This is a genomic window from Gemmatimonadota bacterium, from assembly GCA_016713785.1.
GTDB lineage: Bacteria > Gemmatimonadota > Gemmatimonadetes > Gemmatimonadales > GWC2-71-9 > JADJOM01.
Window position 1 is genome coordinate 710,189 of sequence record JADJOM010000001.1, and the last position, 18,981, is coordinate 729,169.

Annotated in this window: 13 protein-coding genes; 5 read left to right on the forward strand and 8 right to left on the reverse strand. The window is 70.3% G+C overall.

The window, feature by feature from the left end:
• Window position 1: 1 nt before the first annotated feature.
• Window positions 2-1,702, reverse strand: coding sequence for a sodium:solute symporter family protein (locus IPJ95_03150; protein ID MBK7922613.1), 1,701 nt, complete (start codon window positions 1,700-1,702; stop codon window positions 2-4).
• A gap of 183 nt (window positions 1,703-1,885) precedes the next feature.
• Between IPJ95_03150 and IPJ95_03155 the strand changes: the two genes are divergently transcribed.
• From IPJ95_03155 to IPJ95_03175, 5 genes are all read left to right on the forward strand, one after another.
• The gene (locus IPJ95_03155; protein ID MBK7922614.1) at window positions 1,886-3,958 is read left to right on the forward strand and encodes a glycoside hydrolase family 97 protein; all 2,073 of its coding nucleotides are present in this window, start codon (window positions 1,886-1,888) and stop codon (window positions 3,956-3,958) included.
• Window positions 3,955-5,907 (forward strand): 4-alpha-glucanotransferase, encoded by a 1,953-nt coding sequence (locus tag IPJ95_03160; protein ID MBK7922615.1) that lies wholly within the window; start codon window positions 3,955-3,957, stop codon window positions 5,905-5,907. The genes IPJ95_03155 and IPJ95_03160 overlap by 4 nt, the downstream gene beginning before the upstream one ends.
• Window positions 5,908-5,921: 14 nt before the next feature.
• The gene (locus IPJ95_03165) at window positions 5,922-7,517 is read left to right on the forward strand and encodes an MFS transporter (GenBank protein MBK7922616.1); all 1,596 of its coding nucleotides are present in this window, start codon (window positions 5,922-5,924) and stop codon (window positions 7,515-7,517) included.
• Complete coding sequence (locus IPJ95_03170) at window positions 7,487-9,163, forward strand: alpha-amylase (GenBank protein ID MBK7922617.1); 1,677 nt, start codon at window positions 7,487-7,489, stop codon at window positions 9,161-9,163. Before IPJ95_03165 ends, IPJ95_03170 begins: the two co-directional genes overlap by 31 nt.
• A gap of 99 nt (window positions 9,164-9,262) precedes the next feature.
• A complete protein-coding gene (locus tag IPJ95_03175; protein ID MBK7922618.1) occupies window positions 9,263-9,649 on the forward strand; it encodes a GxxExxY protein in 387 nt (128 codons plus the stop codon).
• Window positions 9,650-9,990: 341 nt separating this feature from the next.
• On the opposite strand, the gene IPJ95_03180 is transcribed toward IPJ95_03175, so the two are convergent.
• From IPJ95_03180 to pilB, 7 genes are all read right to left on the reverse strand, one after another.
• Complete coding sequence (locus IPJ95_03180; protein MBK7922619.1) at window positions 9,991-11,868, reverse strand: alpha-glucosidase C-terminal domain-containing protein; 1,878 nt, start codon at window positions 11,866-11,868, stop codon at window positions 9,991-9,993.
• Window positions 11,869-11,908: 40 nt separating this feature from the next.
• Window positions 11,909-13,138 (reverse strand): CoA transferase, encoded by a 1,230-nt coding sequence (locus tag IPJ95_03185; GenBank protein ID MBK7922620.1) that lies wholly within the window; start codon window positions 13,136-13,138, stop codon window positions 11,909-11,911.
• 98 nt (window positions 13,139-13,236) lie between these two features.
• Complete coding sequence (locus IPJ95_03190) at window positions 13,237-13,974, reverse strand: ZIP family metal transporter (GenBank protein ID MBK7922621.1); 738 nt, start codon at window positions 13,972-13,974, stop codon at window positions 13,237-13,239.
• A 5-nt stretch (window positions 13,975-13,979) separates the two neighbouring features.
• Entirely contained in the window at window positions 13,980-14,708 is a 729-nt protein-coding gene (locus IPJ95_03195; GenBank protein ID MBK7922622.1) for a hypothetical protein, read from the reverse strand.
• 173 nt (window positions 14,709-14,881) lie between these two features.
• A complete protein-coding gene (locus IPJ95_03200; protein MBK7922623.1) occupies window positions 14,882-16,087 on the reverse strand; it encodes a type II secretion system F family protein in 1,206 nt (401 codons plus the stop codon).
• An 18-nt stretch (window positions 16,088-16,105) separates the two neighbouring features.
• The gene (locus IPJ95_03205) at window positions 16,106-17,236 is read right to left on the reverse strand and encodes a type IV pilus twitching motility protein PilT (protein ID MBK7922624.1); all 1,131 of its coding nucleotides are present in this window, start codon (window positions 17,234-17,236) and stop codon (window positions 16,106-16,108) included.
• A complete protein-coding gene (pilB, locus tag IPJ95_03210; protein MBK7922625.1) occupies window positions 17,233-18,948 on the reverse strand; it encodes a type IV-A pilus assembly ATPase PilB in 1,716 nt (571 codons plus the stop codon). Before pilB ends, IPJ95_03205 begins: the two co-directional genes overlap by 4 nt.
• Between the last annotated feature and the right edge of the window lie 33 nt (window positions 18,949-18,981).

Genomic DNA, 18,981 nt, shown 5'->3' on the forward strand with positions numbered 1-18,981 from the left:
GTTACCAGAAGAGGATGTTGAGGACCAGCGTGAGGCCCAGGACCACGGCGCCGAGGGTGGCCGGCCGCTGGTACCAGGTCAGGCCATGGTCGGACTGGCGCGGGGTCAGGGCGTAGACCAGGCCGCGGAGCTCGTCGTCGGTCTTGAGCCGCGGGGTGGCCAGCGAGATCCCGATGGTGGCGAGGAAGCAGGCGCTCCACGCCATGATGGCGGTCCAGAAGTTCTGGGCCATCTCGCTCGGGTAGGTGTGGAGCACCGCGCCCAGGAAGCCGCCCTTGAGGCCGGCCACCGCGCCGTGCGGCAGGGTGAGCCCGTGGTGGGCGGCGGCCGCAAGGGTGCCGAGCAGCAGGCCGTAGAAGGCGCCGTGGCCGGTGGTGCGGCGCCAGAACATGCCGAGCAGGAAGGTGGCGAACAGCGGGGCGTTCACGAAGGCGAACACCAGCTGCAGCATGTCCATGATGTTGTTGAAGCGGGTGGTGGCGTAGGCCGCGCCGACGCTCAGCGCGATGCCGAAGACGGTGGCCGCGTGCCCCATCCGGAGGTAGTGCCGGTCGGTCTGGTTGGGCCGGATGTACGACTGGTAGATGTCGTAGGTCCACACGGCGTTGAAGGCGGTGACGTTGCCCGCCATCCCGGACATGAACGAGGCCATGAGGGCGGTGAGCCCGAGGCCCAGGAGCCCGGACGGCAGGTAGTGCGCCAGCAATACCGGCATGGCGAGGTTGTAGTTGGGATTCCCGTCGGCACCGAGGGGCAGCAGCCCGCCGCGGCCCTGGTGCAGGGCGATGGCGATCATTCCCGGCACGATGACGAGCATGGGGAAGAGCATCTTGGGGATGGCCGCGAGCAGCGGGGTGCGGCGGGCGGCGAGCATGGACTCCGCGGCCATGGCGCGCTGCACCACCAGGAAGTCGGTGCACCAGTAGCCGAACGAGAGCACGAAGCCGAGCCCCATGGCCATGCCGAACCACTCGACGCCCATGGGGTTGGCGTCGGCGGAGCCCAGGTGGCGCCAGCTGTCCGACCAGGCGCCCGCGGCGTAGCCGGCGCCGGTGGCCACCGGCTCCAGCTGGGCGGTGAGGCCGGACCAGCCGCCGACGTCCTTGAGCCCGAGCAGCACCAGCGGCAGGAAGCCCAGGACAATGAGAAAGAACTGCAGCACCTCGTTGTAGATCGCCGAGGTGAGGCCGCCGAAGAAGATGTAGACCAGCACGATGACCGCGGAGAGGATCACGCTGGTGTGAAAATTCCAGCCCAGGACCAGCTCGAGCAGCTTGGCGAGCGCGTACATCGAGATGCCGCTCGACAGCACCGTCATCACGGCGAAGGTGATGGCGTTGAAGCCGCGGGTCTTTTCGTCGAAGCGGAGCCGCAGGTATTCGGGCACCGAGCGGGCGCGGGAGCCATAGTAGAACGGCATCATGAAGATGCCCACGAACACCATGGCGGGGATGGCGCCGACCCAGTAGAAATGACTCGTCATCATCCCGTACTTGGCCCCCGACGCCGCCATCCCGATGACCTCCTGGGCGCCCAGGTTGGCCGAGAGGAACGCGAGGCCCGCGATCCACGTGGGGATGGACCGTCCCGAGAGGAAGAAGTCCTCGCTGCTCTTCACGTGGCGCCGGAGCACGAACCCGATGCCCAGGACGAATGCGAAGTAGACGATCAGGATGGCGTAGTCGATCCCGCCGAGCTGGATCTGGTGCACGATGGAGGCATCCGGGGTGCGGGCTGGATGGGAGAGGGGCTGCCGGGCGCCGCGTCCCGGTCCAGCCGCCCGGGAGGGCCGCGACGCCCGCCGTATGTTCCACGCCGTGCCCCCCGGGCGCAAGGTCCGCTGGCCGACCAGCCCGGCGGGCCGTACCTTAACGAAATCAGCCCCATGCCCCGTCCCACCCGACTTCCCCTCGCCGCCCTCGCCGCGGTGGCCCTCGCCGCGGCGCCGCTCCCGGCCCAGGTGTCCGTGGCGTCTCCCGACGGACGCACCCGGGTGACCATCGAGGTCCTCGAGGACCGCCTCACCTGGCGGCTGGACCGGGACGGCCGCCCCCTGGTCCACCCGTCGCGGCTGGGCCTCCGCTTCGAGGGCCAGGCCCCGATCGACTCGGGCTGGGTCATCCGCGACACCACCCGCAGCGCCCACGACGCCTGGTGGACTCAGCCCTGGGGCGAGGTGGCGCGGGTGCGGGAGCAGTACAACGAGCTCGCGGTCGGGGCGGAAGAGGAGTGCGTCGTCGTCCGGGGACCCGACGCCGTCGGCCCCGGCTGCCGCCGGCTGGTGCTGCGGGTCCGTGCCTTCGACGACGGCATCGGGTTCCGCTACGAGGTCCCCGAGCAGCCCGGCTTCGGCCGCTACGCGCTGACCGAGGAGCTGACGCAGTTCGGCTTCGTCGAGAACCCGCGGGCCTGGTTCATCCCGTCCGACCGGCCGCGGATGGACCGCTCCGAGATGCTCTACAGCGCGGGCCCGGTGAGCCTGCTGCAGCGGGTGCAGACGCCGCTCACCATGGAGTCGCAGGACGGCCGCACCTACATGGTGCTGCACGAGGCGAACCTGGTGGACTACCCCCGGATGAACCTCAAGGGCGGCTGCATCGAGTGCCGGACGCTGCAGGCCGACCTCGCGCCGATGGCCGATGGGATCCTGGCGCGCGGCCAGGCCCCGCTCGTCACCCCCTGGCGCACCCTGCAGCTGGCCGACCGCGTCACCGACCTCTCCCCCGCCCTGCTCGGCCTCAAGCTCAACCCGCCGAGCGCCATCGCCAACACCGGGTGGATCCACCCGATGAAGTACGTGGGCATCTGGTGGGGGATGCACATCGGCACCATGACGTGGAGCTCCGGCCCGAAGCACGGCGCCACCACCGAGCACACCCGGCGGTACATCGACTTCGCGGCGGCCAACGGCTTCGGCGGCGTGCTGGTGGAGGGGTGGAACACCGGCTGGGACGGGGACTGGATCCGCAACCGCAACGCCTTCTCGTTCACGCAGGCGTACCCCGACTACGACCTCCCGGCCCTGGCGGCCTACGCCCGATCCAGGGGGGTGCGCCTCATCGTCCACAACGAGACCTCGGGCGGCATCCGCAACTACGAGCGGCAGCTCGACAGCGCGTTCACGCTGTACCAGTCACTCGGCCTCGACGCGATCAAGACCGGGTACGTCACCGACACCATCGACGGCGGGCACGACCACTGGTCGCAGGTGGCGGTGCAGCACCACCGCCGCGTGATCGAGGCCGCCGCGGCGCACGGCATCATGGTCGACGTGCACGAGCCGCTGCACGACACCGGCGAGCGGCGCACCTGGCCCAACATGATGACCCGCGAGGGCGCCCGGGGGCAGGAGTACAACGCCTGGAGCGGCGACGGCGGCAACCCGCCGGAGCACGAGACCATCCTCTTCTTCACCCGCCTGCTCGCGGGCCCGATGGACTACACCCCGGGTGTGTTCGACCTGCTCATCGAGCGGGGCACCGGCCGCCCCCGCACCGCCGACGAGCCCCGGGTGCGCACCACGCTGGCCAAGCAGCTGGCGCTGTACGTGGTGCTCTACTCCCCGCTGCAGATGGCCGCCGACCTGCCGGAGAACTACGAGCGGCAGCCGGCCTTCCAGTTCATCCGCGACGTGGCGGTGGACTGGGACACCACCCGGGTGCTCGAGGGCCGCATCGGCGACTACGTCGCGGTGGCGCGCCGGGAACGCGGCGGCCCGACCTGGTTCCTGGGCGCCATCACGGACGAACAGCCGCGCACCCTCGACCTCCCGCTCTCGTTCCTCGTGCCCGGCCGCCGCTACATCGCGGAGATCTACGCCGACGGCCCCGGGGCCGACTGGCGCGACCATCCCCTGCCCGTCACCATCACCCGCCGCGCGGTGACCAGCGCCACCCGCCTGCGCGTGGTGCTGGCCCCCGGCGGCGGCCAGGCCATCCGGATCCGACCCGCCCGATGAGCGCTCGCACCAAGGAACTCACCCCCCTCCGCGCCCTGGCGCGCGTGCTGGGGGTCGCCACCCGCTACACCGATGGGCTGGGCCGCCGGGTGACCGTGGCCCCCGAGACGCTGGTGCGGGTCTGCGCCGCGGTGGGGGCCCCGGTCTCCTCCACGGCCGACGCCGCCGAGGCCCTGCGCGCGGTGCGCGCCCGCCGCCGGGCCGAGCTGGTGCCGCCGGTGCTGGTGGCGTGGGACGGGACCCTGCAGCCCTTCCGCGTCGGGGGCTCCGGCCCGCTCAGCTTTCAGCTGCGGCTGGAGGATGGGGGCCTGGCGGATCTGGAGGAGTTCGACCGCTGGCTGCGGTCCAAGGGGCCGCTCCCGGCCGGCTACCACCGGCTCACCGTGGACACCGCCGGCCAGCAGGTGAGCACCACGGTGATCGCCTCGCCGGTGCACGCCTGGCGGCGTTCCGGGGAGCGGCACAGCTGGGGCGTGGGGACACACCTCGCCGCCCTGCGCTCTGCCCGCAGCCGCTCGGTGGGTGACTTGCGGGACCTCGAATCGGTCTGCCGCTGGGTCCAGCGTCAGGGCGGCGACCTGGTGACGGTGCTGCCGCTGCTGCCCACGTTCAACACCCAGTGGCCCGAGGCGAGCCCCTACTCCCCCGTGAGCCGGCTCTTCTGGTCGGAACTGATCCTCGACCTGGGCGAGGCGCACCATCCGACCGCGGCGCCGGCCATGCTCGACGTGACCCGCGCCGACACCGAGGTGCGTGCCGCGCTCGCGGGGGCGGCACTGCCGCCGATCGAGGAGCTGGACGAGGAGCTGGTGCGCTACGCCCGGTTCCGCGGGGCGCAGGCGCGGCTGGGCCGCAACTGGCGCGACTGGCCGGTGGCGGCGCGGGGAGGCACCCTCACGCCGGACCAGGTGGACCCGGACGAGGAACGCTTCCACCTGGTGGCCCAGCCCCGGGTCCGGGGCCAGCTCCGCGCCCTCCGCGAGCGGCTCGACCACGACGGCTTCCGGCTGGGGCTGGACCTCGCGGTCGGCGGGCACCCCGACGGGTACGATCCCTGGTCGCGGCAGCAGCTCTTTGCCGGCGGGATGTCGGTGGGCGCGCCGCCCGACGGCGGCTTCCCGAGCGGGCAGGACTGGGGCTTCAGCCCGGTGCTGCCCGAGGCCTCGCGCCACGAGGGGCACCGCTACCTGGCGGGGTCGATCGCGCACCAGGCGAGCCTGGCCGGCGTGCTGCGGGTGGACCACATCATGGCCTGGACCCGGCTGTACTGGATCCCCCACGGCTTCGGGCTGCACGACGGCACCTACGTGTCGTACCCGGCGGAGGAGCTGTTCGCCATCCTGGCGCTGGAATCGAACCGCCACCGCTGCGAGGTGGTGGGCGAAAACCTCGGCACCGTGCCGAAGGAGATCTTCGAGGCGCTGCCGCGGCACCGGATCTGGGGGATGTACCTGGCGATGTTCCAGGCCTCGGCGGGCCCGAACGTCGCGCCGCCCACCGCGGCCGACATGGCGCTGATCGGGACCCACGACACGCCGACGTTCGCGGGGTGGCTGGCCGGCAACGACATCGCCGACCGGGTGCGCTACGGGCTGCTGGCAGAGTCCGGCGCCCCCGCCGCCATCAAGGAACGGGTGCAGGCCATGGGCTGGCTCGCGGCGCACCTGGGCGTGGCCGCGGAGGACCGCCCGACCTTCCTGCTGGGCCTGCTCGAGTGGCTGGGCCGTTCGGGGAGCCCGCTGGTGGTGCCGTGGCTCGAGGACCTCTGGCTGGAGGGCGTGGCGGTGAACCTGCCGGGCACCCCGTCCACCCTTCGCCCCAACTGGCAGCGCCCGATGAACCGCCTGCTGGACGACGTCTTCACCGATCCCCAGGTGGCGGCCCTGCTCCACCACCTGCAGCAGGCCCGGCGCGCCGCGCCCGGCCACTCCACGTCCAGCCACCCCTGAGGCCGCGCAACCCCATGGCATCCCACGCCACCACCGCCGCCGCCAGCGCCGGGTCCGCCGTCCGGACCAAGCCGCGGCTCTCGTTCTGGGACATCTGGAACATGAGCTTCGGCTTCCTCGGCATCCAGATCGGCTTTGCGCTGCAGAACGCCAACGTGAGCCGGATCTTCGAGACCCTGGGCGCCAGGGTGGAAGACATCCCGGTCCTCTGGATCGCGGCGCCGGTGACGGGACTCCTGATCCAGCCGATCGTCGGCTACTTCAGCGACCGCACCTGGAACCGGCTGGGCCGGCGGCGGCCGTACTTCCTCGGCGGCGCCATTCTCGCCTCGCTGGCGCTGCTGGCCATGCCGAACTCGCCCTCGCTCTGGGTGGCGGCCGGGATGCTGTGGATCATGGACGCCTCGATCAACATCTCGATGGAGCCGTTCCGCGCCTTCGTGGGTGACAACCTACCCTCGGAGCAGCGCACCACCGGCTTCGCCATGCAGAGCTTCCTGATCGGCACCGGCGCGGTGGCGGCGTCGGTGCTGCCGTGGGTGCTCACCACCTGGTTCGGGGTGAGCAACGAGGCCCCCCCGCACGTGATCCCCGACTCGGTCCGGCTCTCGTTCATCTTCGGCGCGGCGGTGTTCTTCGCCGCGGTGCTGTGGACGGTGCTGCGCTCCCGTGAGTACTCGCCGGAGGAGATGGCGGCCTTCGCCGAGAACCAGGTGCGGGAGGTGAGCGGCCGGGAGGAGCGCACCCCCGCGGCCTACGCGGCCCTCGGCGGCCGGCAGGTGCAGCTCGGCGCGATCCTCATCGTGGTGGGCGCCCTCGCCAGCGCCTGGCTGGCCCAGGCGGCGGCCTACCAGGTGATGATCCTCTCCGGCGGGGTGGCGGTGGTGGGGGTGCTGCTCATCGCGAGCGGGATGATGCAGAAGGGCGGCCACTACGACAACGGCTTCGTCACCATCCTCAACGACTTCGGCGACATGCCGCGCACCATGAAGCAGCTGGCGCTGGTGCAGTTCTTCTCGTGGTTCGCGCTGTTCGCCATGTGGATCTACACCACGCCGGCGGTCACCGCGCACCTCTACGGCGCCACCGACGCCACCTCGGCGCGGTACAACGAGGGGGCCAACTGGGTGGGGGTCGGGTTCGGGGCCTACAACGGCGTGGCGGCCCTGGTGGCCTTCGCCATCCCGGTGCTGGCCCAGCGCACCAGCCGCAAGGTGGCGCACGCGATCTGCCTCTGCTGTGGCGCGCTCGGCCTGCTCTCCATCCTGGTGCTCGAGGACCCGCGCCTGCTGCTCGGCTCGATGGTCGGGGTGGGCATCGCGTGGGCCAGCATCCTGGCCATGCCCTACGCCATCCTCACGGGCTCGCTGCCGCCATCGAAGATGGGCTATTACATGGGCGTGTTCAACTTCTTCATCGTGATCCCGCAGATCGTCGCGGCCGCGATCCTCGGCTTCTTCGTGCAGCGGTTCTTCGGCGGCGAGGCGATCTACGCGCTCGCCATCGGCGGGGGCTCCCTCCTCCTCGCCGCCCTGCTCACCCTCCGGGTCGAGGACCGGGACGACGCCCAGACCACGCCATGGCACCCCGGCTTCCCACCCTCGGCCTGATCCTCGCCGGGGCCGCGCTCACGACGGCGTGCCAGCGCCCGGCCCGGCCCGCGGCCGAGCCCGCAACGACCGTGCCCGCCACCACGCCCGCGGCTGCGCGGTACTGGAACAGCGCCACCATCTACTTCCTGCTCACGGATCGCTTTGCCAACGGGGATACGGCCAACGACCATGCCCTCGGCCGCACCCGGGACGGGGCGCTGCTCCGCAACTTCGACGGGGGCGACCTCGCGGGGGTGCGGCAGCGCATCGAGTCGGGATACTTCGACAGCCTCGGCGTCACGGCTCTGTGGCTCACGCCCTTCGTGGAGCAGATCCACGGCAGCGTCGACGAGGGCACGGGAAAGACCTACGGCTACCACGGCTACTGGGCCCGCGACTGGACCGCGGTGGATCCGGCGCTCGGCACCCGGGAGGAACTCAAGGCGCTGGTCGACGCCGCCCACCAGCGCGGCATCCGGGTGCTCATGGACGCGGTGATCAACCACCCCGGCCCCGTCACGCCGCAGGACCCCGCGTGGCCCGCCGACTGGGTCCGCACAGAGCCGCAGTGCAGGTATGACAGCTACGCCAGCACCACCGACTGCACCCTGGTGCCCACGCTGCCGGACATCCGCACCGACCGCGACTCCGCGGTGGCGCTGCCGCCGGCCCTCGCGGACAAGTGGCGCGCGGAGGGACGGCTTGCCCAGGAGGAGGCGGGGCTCGAGGCCTTCTTCCGCCGGACCGGATACCCGCGCGCGCCGCGATACTACCTGATCAAGTGGCTGACCGACTGGGTGCGGGACTTTGGCTTCGACGGCTACCGGCTCGACACCGCCAAGCACTTCGGGGAGGCGGTGAGCGCAGAGCTCAAGCGGGAGGCCTCGCTGGCCTACGAGGACTGGAAACGCGCGCACCCGGCGGAGGTGCTCGACAGCCTGCCGTTCTACATGGTGGGCGAGGTCTACGGCTACGGGCCCGGCGGGGGGCGGGCGTACGACTTCGGCGACCGGACGGTGGACTACTTCGCCTTCGGGTTCGACGCGCTGATCAACTTTGCCTTCAAGGCGGAGGCACACGGTTCGCTGGATTCGCTGTACACCCGTTACGCCAGCGCGCTGCAGGGAGGGGACCTGGCCGGCGTGGCCCTGCTCAACTACGTGAGCTCGCATGACGATGGCGGGCCCTATGACCCGGCGCGGGAAGACCCGCTCGGCGCCGGCACCCGGCTGCTGCTGGCCCCGGGCGGCGCGCAGGTCTACTACGGCGATGAGCTGGCGCGACCGCTGCAGGTGCCGGGCGCCAACGGCGACGCCAACCTCCGCTCTCCGATGAACTGGCCCGACCTGGCCAGCGGCGGGCGCGCTGCCACGACCCTGGAGCACTGGCGCCGGCTGGGCCGGTTCCGCCGCGCGCACCCCGCCGTGGGCGCCGGGGCGCACCAGACGCTGCAGGCGTCCCCGTTCATCTTCAGCCGCACCCTCGACGCCGACCGGGTGCTGGTGGCGCTGGACCAGCCCGCGGGTCGCAAGACGATCCAGGTCTTCGGCCTCTTTGCCGATGGGACCACGCTGACGGATGGCTACTCCGGCCAGCAGGCGACGGTCACGGGCGGCACGGTCACCCTCACCACCCCGGACCGGCTCCTCCTGCTCTCCCGGTAGGCGCCGGCCCGGAGCGGCGTCGCGAGGGTTCGTCACGCATCCGATTGCGACCAGGAACTCCCTGGCCACCGCTATCATGGGGTCGCGCCGGGGAGGCCCATGAGCCTGGTCGAGCATGACACCAACCACCTGAGCCAGGCCACCATCGGTGCCGCCATCGAGGTGCACCGTCACCTGGGGCCGGGGCTCCTCGAATCCAGCTACCAGGCGTGTCTCGGCCGTGAGCTGGAGCTGCGGGGTATCAGCTACGAGCGCGAGGTCGTGCTGCCGCTCGAGTACAAGGGTGAGCGGCTCGCCAAGTGCTACGTGATCGACCTGGTGGTGGGCGGGACGCTGCTGGTCGAGATCAAGGCGGTCGAGCGGCTGATGCCGATCCACACCGCCCAGCTGATCACCTACCTGCGGCTCAAGGGACTGTCGGCGGGGCTCCTGGTCAACTTCCACGTGGAGCAGCTGGTCCGCGGGGTCCGGAGGGTTCTCCTGTAGTCATCTCCGTGCCTCCGGGGCAAGTACTGCCCATCAATGCATCACGGCGACACGAGGAGCACGGATCCCCCCCTCTCCGTCCTCCGTGCCTCCGTGGTGAGTACCGTCCACAAAGGCACCACGGAAACACGAAGAGCACGGAGCCCCCCCTCCGCGTCCTCCGTGCCTCCGTGGTGAGTACCGTCCACAAAGGCACCACGGAGACACGAAGAGCACGAAGCGACTCACCCGCCTCCGTGCCCTCCGTGCCTCCGTGGTGAGAACCGTCCACGAAGGCACCACGGAGCCACGAAGGGCACAAGGCCAGACAAGCACCTCCGTGGTGATCCCTCCGTGAAGTCCTACTCCCGCACCCACACCCGCGCCCCGTGGGCCGGCAGCACTCCCCGGAGGGAATCGCTCACCGTCACGACCTTGTCCTCCACCGGAAAGATCGCCCGGTAGTCCCCGGCGGCCGGCACGGCGATCTCCACGGCCACGTCCGAGGCGTTGAACGCCACGATGGCCTCCTCGCCTGCCAGGGTCCGGCCATACGCCAGCACGCCACGCCGATCGTCGGTGACCAGCCATCGCGTGGCGCCGTCCACCCACAGGCGGAGGTGCGCCTTCCGGAGGGCAATCAGCTCCCGGTAGGTGCGGAGCAGCGCGGTGTCCGCCGCCACGGGATCGCGACGTCGCGTCCGGCCCAGCGGGTCCGCTGCCTCGTCCTCGTAGGTGAGGTCCGCCCAGAGCATCGGCTTCCGCTCGTCGGGATCGTCCGCGCCCCACATGCCCACCTCGTCGCCGTTCCAGATGTGCGGCGCGCCGGTCCAGGTGAACTGCTGCACGAGGACCTGAACCTGGAGCTGCCGGGTCCGGGCGTCGGGGCGCCCCAACCGGTAGGCGGGGTTGTCGCGCGGGGTGACCCGGAACTTGAACACGCCGGGATTGTAGAGCGAGGTGCTGAACCGCGGCGTGTCGTGACTGGCCGTGAGGTTCATCATGGCCCGGTAGTGGGCCGGGGGGATCCCGCGGGCAATGGAGTCCAGCGCGTGCGCGTAGCCCGACGGGGTCAGCGCGGGTTCGGCCTGGGCCAGAAAGCTCCGGGTCGGCGCGAACCACCGATAGTGCATCACCGCGTCGAAGACGTCACCCTGGAGCCACGGGGCGGGGTCGTACATCCGGGGCCAGTCCTCGAACCAGACTTCGCCCACCAGGTACGCCTCGGGATTGATGCTCCGCACGAAGCGCCGGTAGTCGCGCCAGAATCCCAGCGGCACCATTTCCGCGACGTCCAGCCGGAACCCGTCGATCCCATCGGACGGATCGCCATCGCCGTTGGGGTCGAGCCACCGCCGGCTCACGGCGTAGACCAGCTCCCGCACCTCCGGCACGAGGTTGCCCTCGATGGCGCCATGGGTCCGGCCCTCCGGGCGCCCCACCTTCTTCCACTCCGGGAGCGAGGGCACGCCGACCCAGCCACGGTAGCGGAACTCGTTGGTGTCGGGGGTGGCCGGATCATCGAACTGCTGCACCTCGTACCAGTCGGCGTAGCGTGAGGCGCGCTGCTTCGCGACCAGGTCCTGCCACGCGGGGAAGTTGACGCCCGTGTGGTTCCACGAGTAGTCGAGGATGATCCGCATCCCCCGCCGGTGCACCTCCGCCACAAGCCTGAGGAAGAGGCTGTCCGCCGCGGTCCACCCCCAGCTGGCCGGGTCGCCGAAGTCCTCGGCCGCCATCCGCGCCGCGTCGCCGCGCGGGTCGGGGCCGAAGTTGCGGTCCACGTGCTGGTAGTGCGCCGCGTCGTACTTGTGCAGCGAGGGCGCGTCGTTGATCGGGTTGAGGTAGAGCGCGGTGATGCCGAGGGCCTGCAGGTAGTCGAGCCGGTCGAGGAGGCCCTGCAGGTCGCCGCCGTACCGGCGCCACTGGGCCGTGCCATAGAAGTCCTTCCCGGTGGCCCGGGCCCACGGCTCCTGGCGGTACCAGTCCGCGGTCCACGGCGTCACCTGCCAGCCGGCCGGCGCCGGATCGGGGGAGAAGCTCCGGATGTCCTCCAGCGTCGGGTCGTTCACCGGGTCGCCATTGCGGAATCGCTCCACGAAGACCTGGTACCAGATAGCGTCGGCGGCCCAGGCGGGCGCGGCGAGATCGGGCGTCGCGGCGGCCGGGGGCGCGGGCTCGCGGGCGCAGGCCGTGAGCAGGGTCAGCAGGGCAAGGAAACGGAGGGGAAACCGATGCACGGGGGTCTCCATTGCTGGTGTCTCAAGGGGAAGGCCTGCCTCAGATCACGTGCTGGGCCCGGAGCTCCTCGAGGCCCGCGGCGTCGATACCCAGCTCCGCGAAGAGCGCGGCGGTGTGCTCGCCCAGCTCCGGGGCGGGGGTGCGGATCTGGCCGGGCGTGCCGGTCAGCCGCGGCGTGACGTTGTGCATCTTGATGGTGCCGAGCTTCGGGTCGGGGACATCCACGAAGACCTCGCGCGCCAGGATGTGCTCGTCGGCCACCAGCTGGCTCACGTCATACACCGGCGCGGCGGTGATGCCGGCGGCCTCGAAGAAGGTCACGTTCTCCTCCAGCGTGCGGGCGCAGATGAAGCCGTCGATGATCCGGTCCAGCTCGTCGACGTGCGCGATGCGGTCGGAGTTGGTGCGGAAGCGGCGGTCGCGGATGAGCTCCGGCTTGCCGATCGCCTCCATGAGCCGCTCGAACATCGGCTGCATCGAGGCGGAGACGGCCAGGAATCGCCCATCCCGCGTGTGGTAGACGTTGCGGGGCGCGCTCACCTGCAGGCGGGAGCCGATCCGGATCGGGATCTCTCCGGTGCGCTGGTACACCGCGGCGTCGGGGCCCACGATCGAGATGAGCGGCTCCAGCAGCGAGAGGTCCACCACCTGCCCGGCCGCGCCGTGCTGCTCCCGGGCCCGCACGGCGGTGACCACCGCGAAGGCGCCGTAGGTGCCGGCCACCATGTCAGCCAGGGCCACGTTGGGGAGCACCGGCGGATGCCCGGGGAAGCCGGTCTTGGCCGCGAAGCCCGACATCGCCTCGATCAGCGTCCCGAAGCCCGGGCGGGTGCGGTAGGGCCCGGTCTGCCCGAAGCCCGAGATCCGCACGATGATCAGCTTCGAGTTGCGCGCCAGCAGCTGGTCCGGGCCGCAGCCCATCTTCTCCAGCGTGCCGAACTTGAAGCTCTCCACCAGCACGTCGGCCTTCTCCACCAGCCGCAGCAGCAGCGCCCGGCCCTCGGGAAGCCGCAGGTCCAGGGTGAGGCTGCGCTTGTTGCGCGCGTAGACCTTCCAGAAGAGGCTCTCGCCGTTGGCCGCCTTCCACTCGCGCAGCGCGTCGCCGGTGCCGGGGTCCTCGACCTTGACCACGTCGGCCCCGAAGTCCCCGAGCAGCAGCGTCAGCATGTTCCCGGCCACCAGGCGGGAGAGGTCCAGCACCCGGATGCCGGCCAGCGGCAGCGTGCCCCCGGCGGGCGCGGCGTCCTGGGCGGTCGATTCGGTCGTCATGACGGCTCCGGCAGAACGTGAAGATCCTGCAGCATGGGCCGGTCACGCGCGCCGCGGCCCGGTCGTGTCGGCGAGGCCCGGCGCACCGGGCCAGGCCGCTAGATGTACTGCTGGAACAGCAGCATCGCCACCGTGGTGGCCCCCACCAGCAGGGCGATCGTGCGGCTCTCGGCGGCGTCGTACGCCTCGGGGAGGATCTCGATGAGGACCATGTACACCATGGCTCCGGCGGCGAAGCCGAGCCCCACCGGCAGCGCCGGCCGCACCCGCTCCACCAGCAGGTAGGCCGGCAGGGCCATGAGCGGCTGCGGCAGGGACGAGAGGATGGACCACCCCGCGCACGCCCACAGCGAGATGCCCCGGGGCCGCATCACGGCGGTGATCGCCAGGCCCTCGGGAATATTGTGGATGGCGAGCGCCACCGTGATCGCGATCGCCAGCGATTGCCCGCCGCCGAAGGACACCCCCACCGCCACCCCCTCGGCAAAGGAGTGCACGGTCATCACCACCACCAGCAGCAGCATCCGCCGAGCCCCGGCCCCCGTGAGCGAGGCAAACTCGATCTCGTGGCCCTTGAGCAGCCACTGGGTCACGAGGATGAAGAGCACCCCCGTCGCGGCCCCCACGAACGTGCGGGTGGGTCCGTGATGCACCCCCTCCGCCAGCAGGCCCAGACTGGCCCCGAGCATCAGGCCCGCCGCGATCGCGTTGGCCGCCGCGACGGTCCGCCCGGAGAGCTCCGTGATGAACCGGAACGGGAGGGCGCCCAGCCCGGTGGCCAGCGCGGTCACCAGGGCGCTCAGGAAGACCACCCACAGCACCGGCAGCCCCAGCATCGGCGTCAGCCCCCGCCACCCATCAGGGCCACGATCCCGGCCGCGATGCTCGCCACCACGGCAATCGCGGTGCGGCCCGCCAGCCGGTAGCTCTGCGGCAGCAGTTCGGCCACGATGAGGTAGAGCAAGGCGCCGAAGGACGCGCCCAGCAGCCAGGGGAGCGCCCCCGGCACGGCCGCCACCAGGTAGATCACCGAGACCGCCACCAGCGGCTGGGTGGTCCGGGCCAGGACCGCCATCCCCGACGCCGCCCCGGCGCGCCAGCCCCGGCGGGTGAGGAGGGCCCCCAGCACGGCGCCCTCGGAGACGTTGTGGATCGCGAAGGTGAGCAGGAGGAACCGCGCCAGCGGGTCGCTCACCCCCGCCGCCGCCCCGATGGCCACCCCCTCCGCCGCCGAATGGAGCGCGCTGGCCAGGATCTCCCCGGCATCGGTGTCGGCGGGGGCAGAGAGGCGGGCGGTCGCCGCCGCCTCCCCGGCGCGCGCCACGGGACCGGAATCGGCCAGCCGGATGGCCAGGAGCCCCACGAACGCCCCGAGCAGCGTGGCGGCCGGCGCCCGGGCCTGCCCGGCGGCCAGGAGGACGTAGCCGATCCCGAGCATCAGGCCTGCGGCCGCGGCCGTAGCCCAGCCCACGGCGTGCCGCGAGAACCAGCTCCAGGTCCCCAGCAGCGCCCCCGGGCCGGCCGCCAGGGCGGCGGCGAGGCCCCACAGGAAGAGCGACTGGGTCTCCATCGGGGTCGGCGTGATCGGGGGCCTGCCGGGTCAGAAGGGCCTGCACCGTCCGGGGTGTGGCAGGGGAAGGTAGCGGTGACAGGGTGAAGCGAAAGTGAACCGGCCCGGGAGACGACGCAGGGGCGGAGCGCGAGGCTCCGCCCCTGCGGGCAGGTCCGGATGGGGGCGGGGCGCTACTGCACCGCGTTCATCATGTCGAAGATCGGCAGGTACATGGCCACCACCATGCCACCGACGATCACGCCGAGGACGACGATCATCATCGGCTCCATCAGCGAGAGCAGGGCGCTGACCGCGACGTCCACTTCCTCATCGTAGAAGTCGGCGATCTTGGAGAGCATCTCGTCGAGGCCGCCGGTCTGCTCGCCGACGGCGATCATCGAGATCACCATGGGCGGGAAGACCTTGGACTTCTCCAGCGGGCCGGCGATCGTCTCGCCGCCGGCGATCGAGTTGCGCGACTCCATCACCGCGTCGTGGATGACGCGGTTGCCGGCGGTCTTGGCGGTGATCTCCAGGCCGTCGAGGATCGACACGCCGGAGCTGATCAGGGTGCCGAGCGTCCGGGTGAAGCGGGAGACCGCGGACTTGCGCAGCAGGTCGCCCAGCACCGGGGCGTTGAGCAGCATCTGGTCGATCTGCTTCTGGCCGTTGGGCGTCTTGTAGTACGACCGGATGGCGTAGACGATCCCGATGATGATCAGGATCAGGGCCCACCAGTAGCTGATCAGGAAGTCCGACATCGCGATCACGATGCGGGTGGGGAGCGGCAGCTCCATCCCGACGCTGGCGAACATCTTCTGGAAGGTCGGGATGACGAAGATCAGCAGCACCGCCACCGCGATGCCGGCCACCGACATGATGACGCCCGGGTACACCATCGCGCCCTTGACCTTCCGGATGAGCGCGTCGCTCTTCTCGAGGAAGGTGGCCAGGCGGAGCAGGATGGTGTCCAGGATGCCGCCGGCCTCGCCGGCGGCCACCATGTTGACGTACAGCTCGGTGAACGCCTTGGGGTGCTTGCTGAAGGCGTCGGCGAGGGTGTGGCCGCTCTCGACGTCGAAGACCACCTGCTTGGTCACCTCGGCCAGGGAGGGGTTCTCGGTCTGCCGGGCCAGGATGTCCAGCGACTGCACCAGCGGCAGGCCCGAGTTGATCATCGTGGCGAACTGCCGGGTGAAGATCACGATGTCGCGGGTCCGGATGCCCTTCTTGCCGAAGCTGAGGCTCAGCTGCTTGGGCTGCTCCCGGACGTTCACCACGATCATCTTCTGCTGCTTGATGTGCTTCAGGACGTCGTCGCGGCTGGGCACGTCGAGCGTGCCCTTCATGATCTGGCCCGTGGCGGCGTTCCGCGCGGTGTACTCGAACACTGGCATCCGGAGCTCCTGGTCGGCTTAGCGGCGGCCCGCCGGCTTGGCGGGACCCTTCTGCACGTCGCCCATCTCCTGCTCCTCGAGCGGCGTCTCGCCGCACATCCGCATCAGCTCGTTGGGGTCGCCGGAGGCACGGAGGCACTCCTCCAGCGTCACCTCGCGGCTCATGTAGAGCTGGAACAGCGAGTCGTTCATGGTCTGCATGCCGTGCTTCTTGCCCGACTGCAGCGCCGAGTAGATCTGGTGCACCTTGTCGTCGCGGATCAGCGCCCGGATGGCCGGGGTGCAGACCATGATCTCGCAGGCCATGGCCCGGCCGCGGCCCTTGGCCTTCTGCAGCAGGGTCTGGGTCACCACGCCCTCCAGCACGAACGCCAGCTGGGCGCGGACCTGCTGCTGCTGGTTGGACGGGAAGACGTCGATCATGCGGTTGATCGACTCCGCCGCGGAATTGGTGTGCAGGGTGGCCAGCGCCAGGTGGCCCGTCTCCGCGATGGTGAGGCAGGCGGCCATGGTCTCGAGGTCGCGCAACTCGCCCACCAGGATCACGTCGGGGTCCTCGCGCAGCGCGTACTTGAGCGCGTTGGCGAAGCTCTTGGTGTCGGTCCCGACCTCGCGCTGGTTGATGATGCACTGCTGGTGCCGGTGGATGAACTCGATCGGGTCTTCCACCGTGATGATGTGGCCCTTGCGTTCCTTGTTGATCTTGTCGAGCACCGCCGCCAGCGTGGTGGACTTGCCCGACCCGGTGGGGCCGGTCACCAGGATGAGCCCGCGCGGCTTCTCGGACAGCTTGGCCATCACCGGCGGCAGCCCCAGGTCCTGGAAGGTCCGCACGTTGAACGGGATCATCCGGACCACCATCGCCACGCAGCCACGCTGCTTGAACACGTTGCCGCGGAAGCGGGCCAGGTTCTGGATGCCGAAGCTGAAGTCGAGCTCGTCCTCGGTCTCGAAGCGCTTCTTCTGGTTCTCGGTCAGCACCGAGTAGGCCAGCGCCAGGGTGTCCTTGGGGGTCAGCACGTCCGGGGCGGCGGCGTTGGTGATGTCGCCGTCGATGCGCAGCTTGGCGCGCTCCCCCGCGGTGACGTGCAGGTCGGAGGCGTCCTTCTCGATCATCTCCTCGAGCAGCGCGCGCAGGTTGATCGTCATCCGGCCGTCTCCTTGATGACTTCCTCGAGCGAGGTGACCCCGCGCTCGACCTTCTTCATGCCGTCCATGCGGAGCGTGAGCATGCCGTCCGCGACCGCCTGGTCCCGGATCTCCGCCACGGAGCCGCCCCGGAGGATCAGGCGGCGCAGTTCAGGGGTGAGGGCCATGACCTCGTACAGCCCCGCCCGGCCCTTGTAGCCCGTCCCCCCGCAAGTGTCGCACCCGCGCCCCTTCATGAAGGGGATGTCCTTGTACTGCGCGGGGTTATCCCCCAGCGCCTTGAGCTCCTCGTCGGTGTAGGTGTGCGGCGCCTTGCAGTCCTTGCAGATACGTCGCACGAGCCGCTGCGCCACCACCAGGTTCACCGCCGAGGCCACGTTGAAGGCCTCGATGCCCATGTCGATCATGCGGGTGATGGTCGAGGGAGCGTCGTTGGTGTGCAGGGTGGAGAGCACCAGGTGGCCGGTGAGCGCCGCCTTGATGGCGATGCCGCCGGTCTCCAGGTCGCGGATCTCGCCGATCATGATGATGTTCGGGTCCTGCCGCAGGAACGCCTTCAGCGCCGCCGCGAAGGTCAGCCCGATCTCGTTCCGCACCAGCACCTGGTTGATGCCCATCAGGTTGTACTCGACCGGGTCCTCCGCCGTCATGATGTTGGTCTCGATCGTGTTGACCCGGGACAGGGCGGAGTACAGCGTCGTCGTCTTCCCCGACCCCGTCGGCCCGGTCACCAGCACCATGCCGTAGGGGTTGAGGATGTTCCGCATCAGGTCGTCCTCGGCCTTCTTCTCGAAGCCGAACTTGGACAGGTCCAGCGTCAGGTTGCCCTTGTCCAGGATCCGCATGACGATCTTCTCGCCATAGATGCAGGGCAGGGTCGAGACCCGGAAGTCGATCACCCGGTTGCCCATCTTGAGCTTGAGGCGGCCGTCCTGCGGCACCCGGCGCTCGGCGATGTTGAGCTGGGAGAGGATCTTGATGCGCGAGGTCAGCGCCGCCTTCATCTTGACCGGCGGCTTCATGACCTCCTGCAGCGCGCCGTCGATCCGGTAGCGCACCCGGATCTCGTGCTCGAACGGCTCGATGTGGATGTCCGACGCCCCGCGCTTCACCGCGTCGGTCAGCAGCCCGTTGATCAGCTTGACCACCGGCGCGTCGTTGATCTGCGCCTGGCTCGCCGCCTCGTCTTCCTTCTCCTCCACCACCTCGACGTCGCTGTCCCCGAGCGACTCCATCTCCTTGAGCAGCGTCTGCATCTGCTCGTCGGAGCTCTCGTAGTGCTTCTCGATCAGGTTGCGGAGGGTGTACTCCCCCGCGATCACGGGGAAGAGGTCGTAGCGGGTGATGAACTTGAGGTCGTCGAGCACGCCCGTCTGGGTCGGGTCCGCCATGGCGACGGTGAGCGTGCGCCCCTCGCGCTTCAGCGGCAGCACCACGTGCTTGAGCGCGAAGTCCGAGGGGATCAGCTTGAGCATCTTCGGGTCGACTTCAAACCGCGTGAGATCCACCGCCGGCATCCGGTACTGGCGCGCCAGCACCTTGGTGATCTCCAGTTCCTGGATCAGTCCCAGCTTGACCAGGACGTATCCCAGGCGGTGGCCGGAGGACTTCTGCTCAGCGAGAGCCGCCCCGAGCTGGTCCCGGGTGATCAGCCCTTCACGAATCAGAATATCGCCCAGCCGGTCGTTTCCTCCGGCCGCTGCAGTCGCCATCGCCCCACTGATGCTGGATTGTGAAGTCTGACA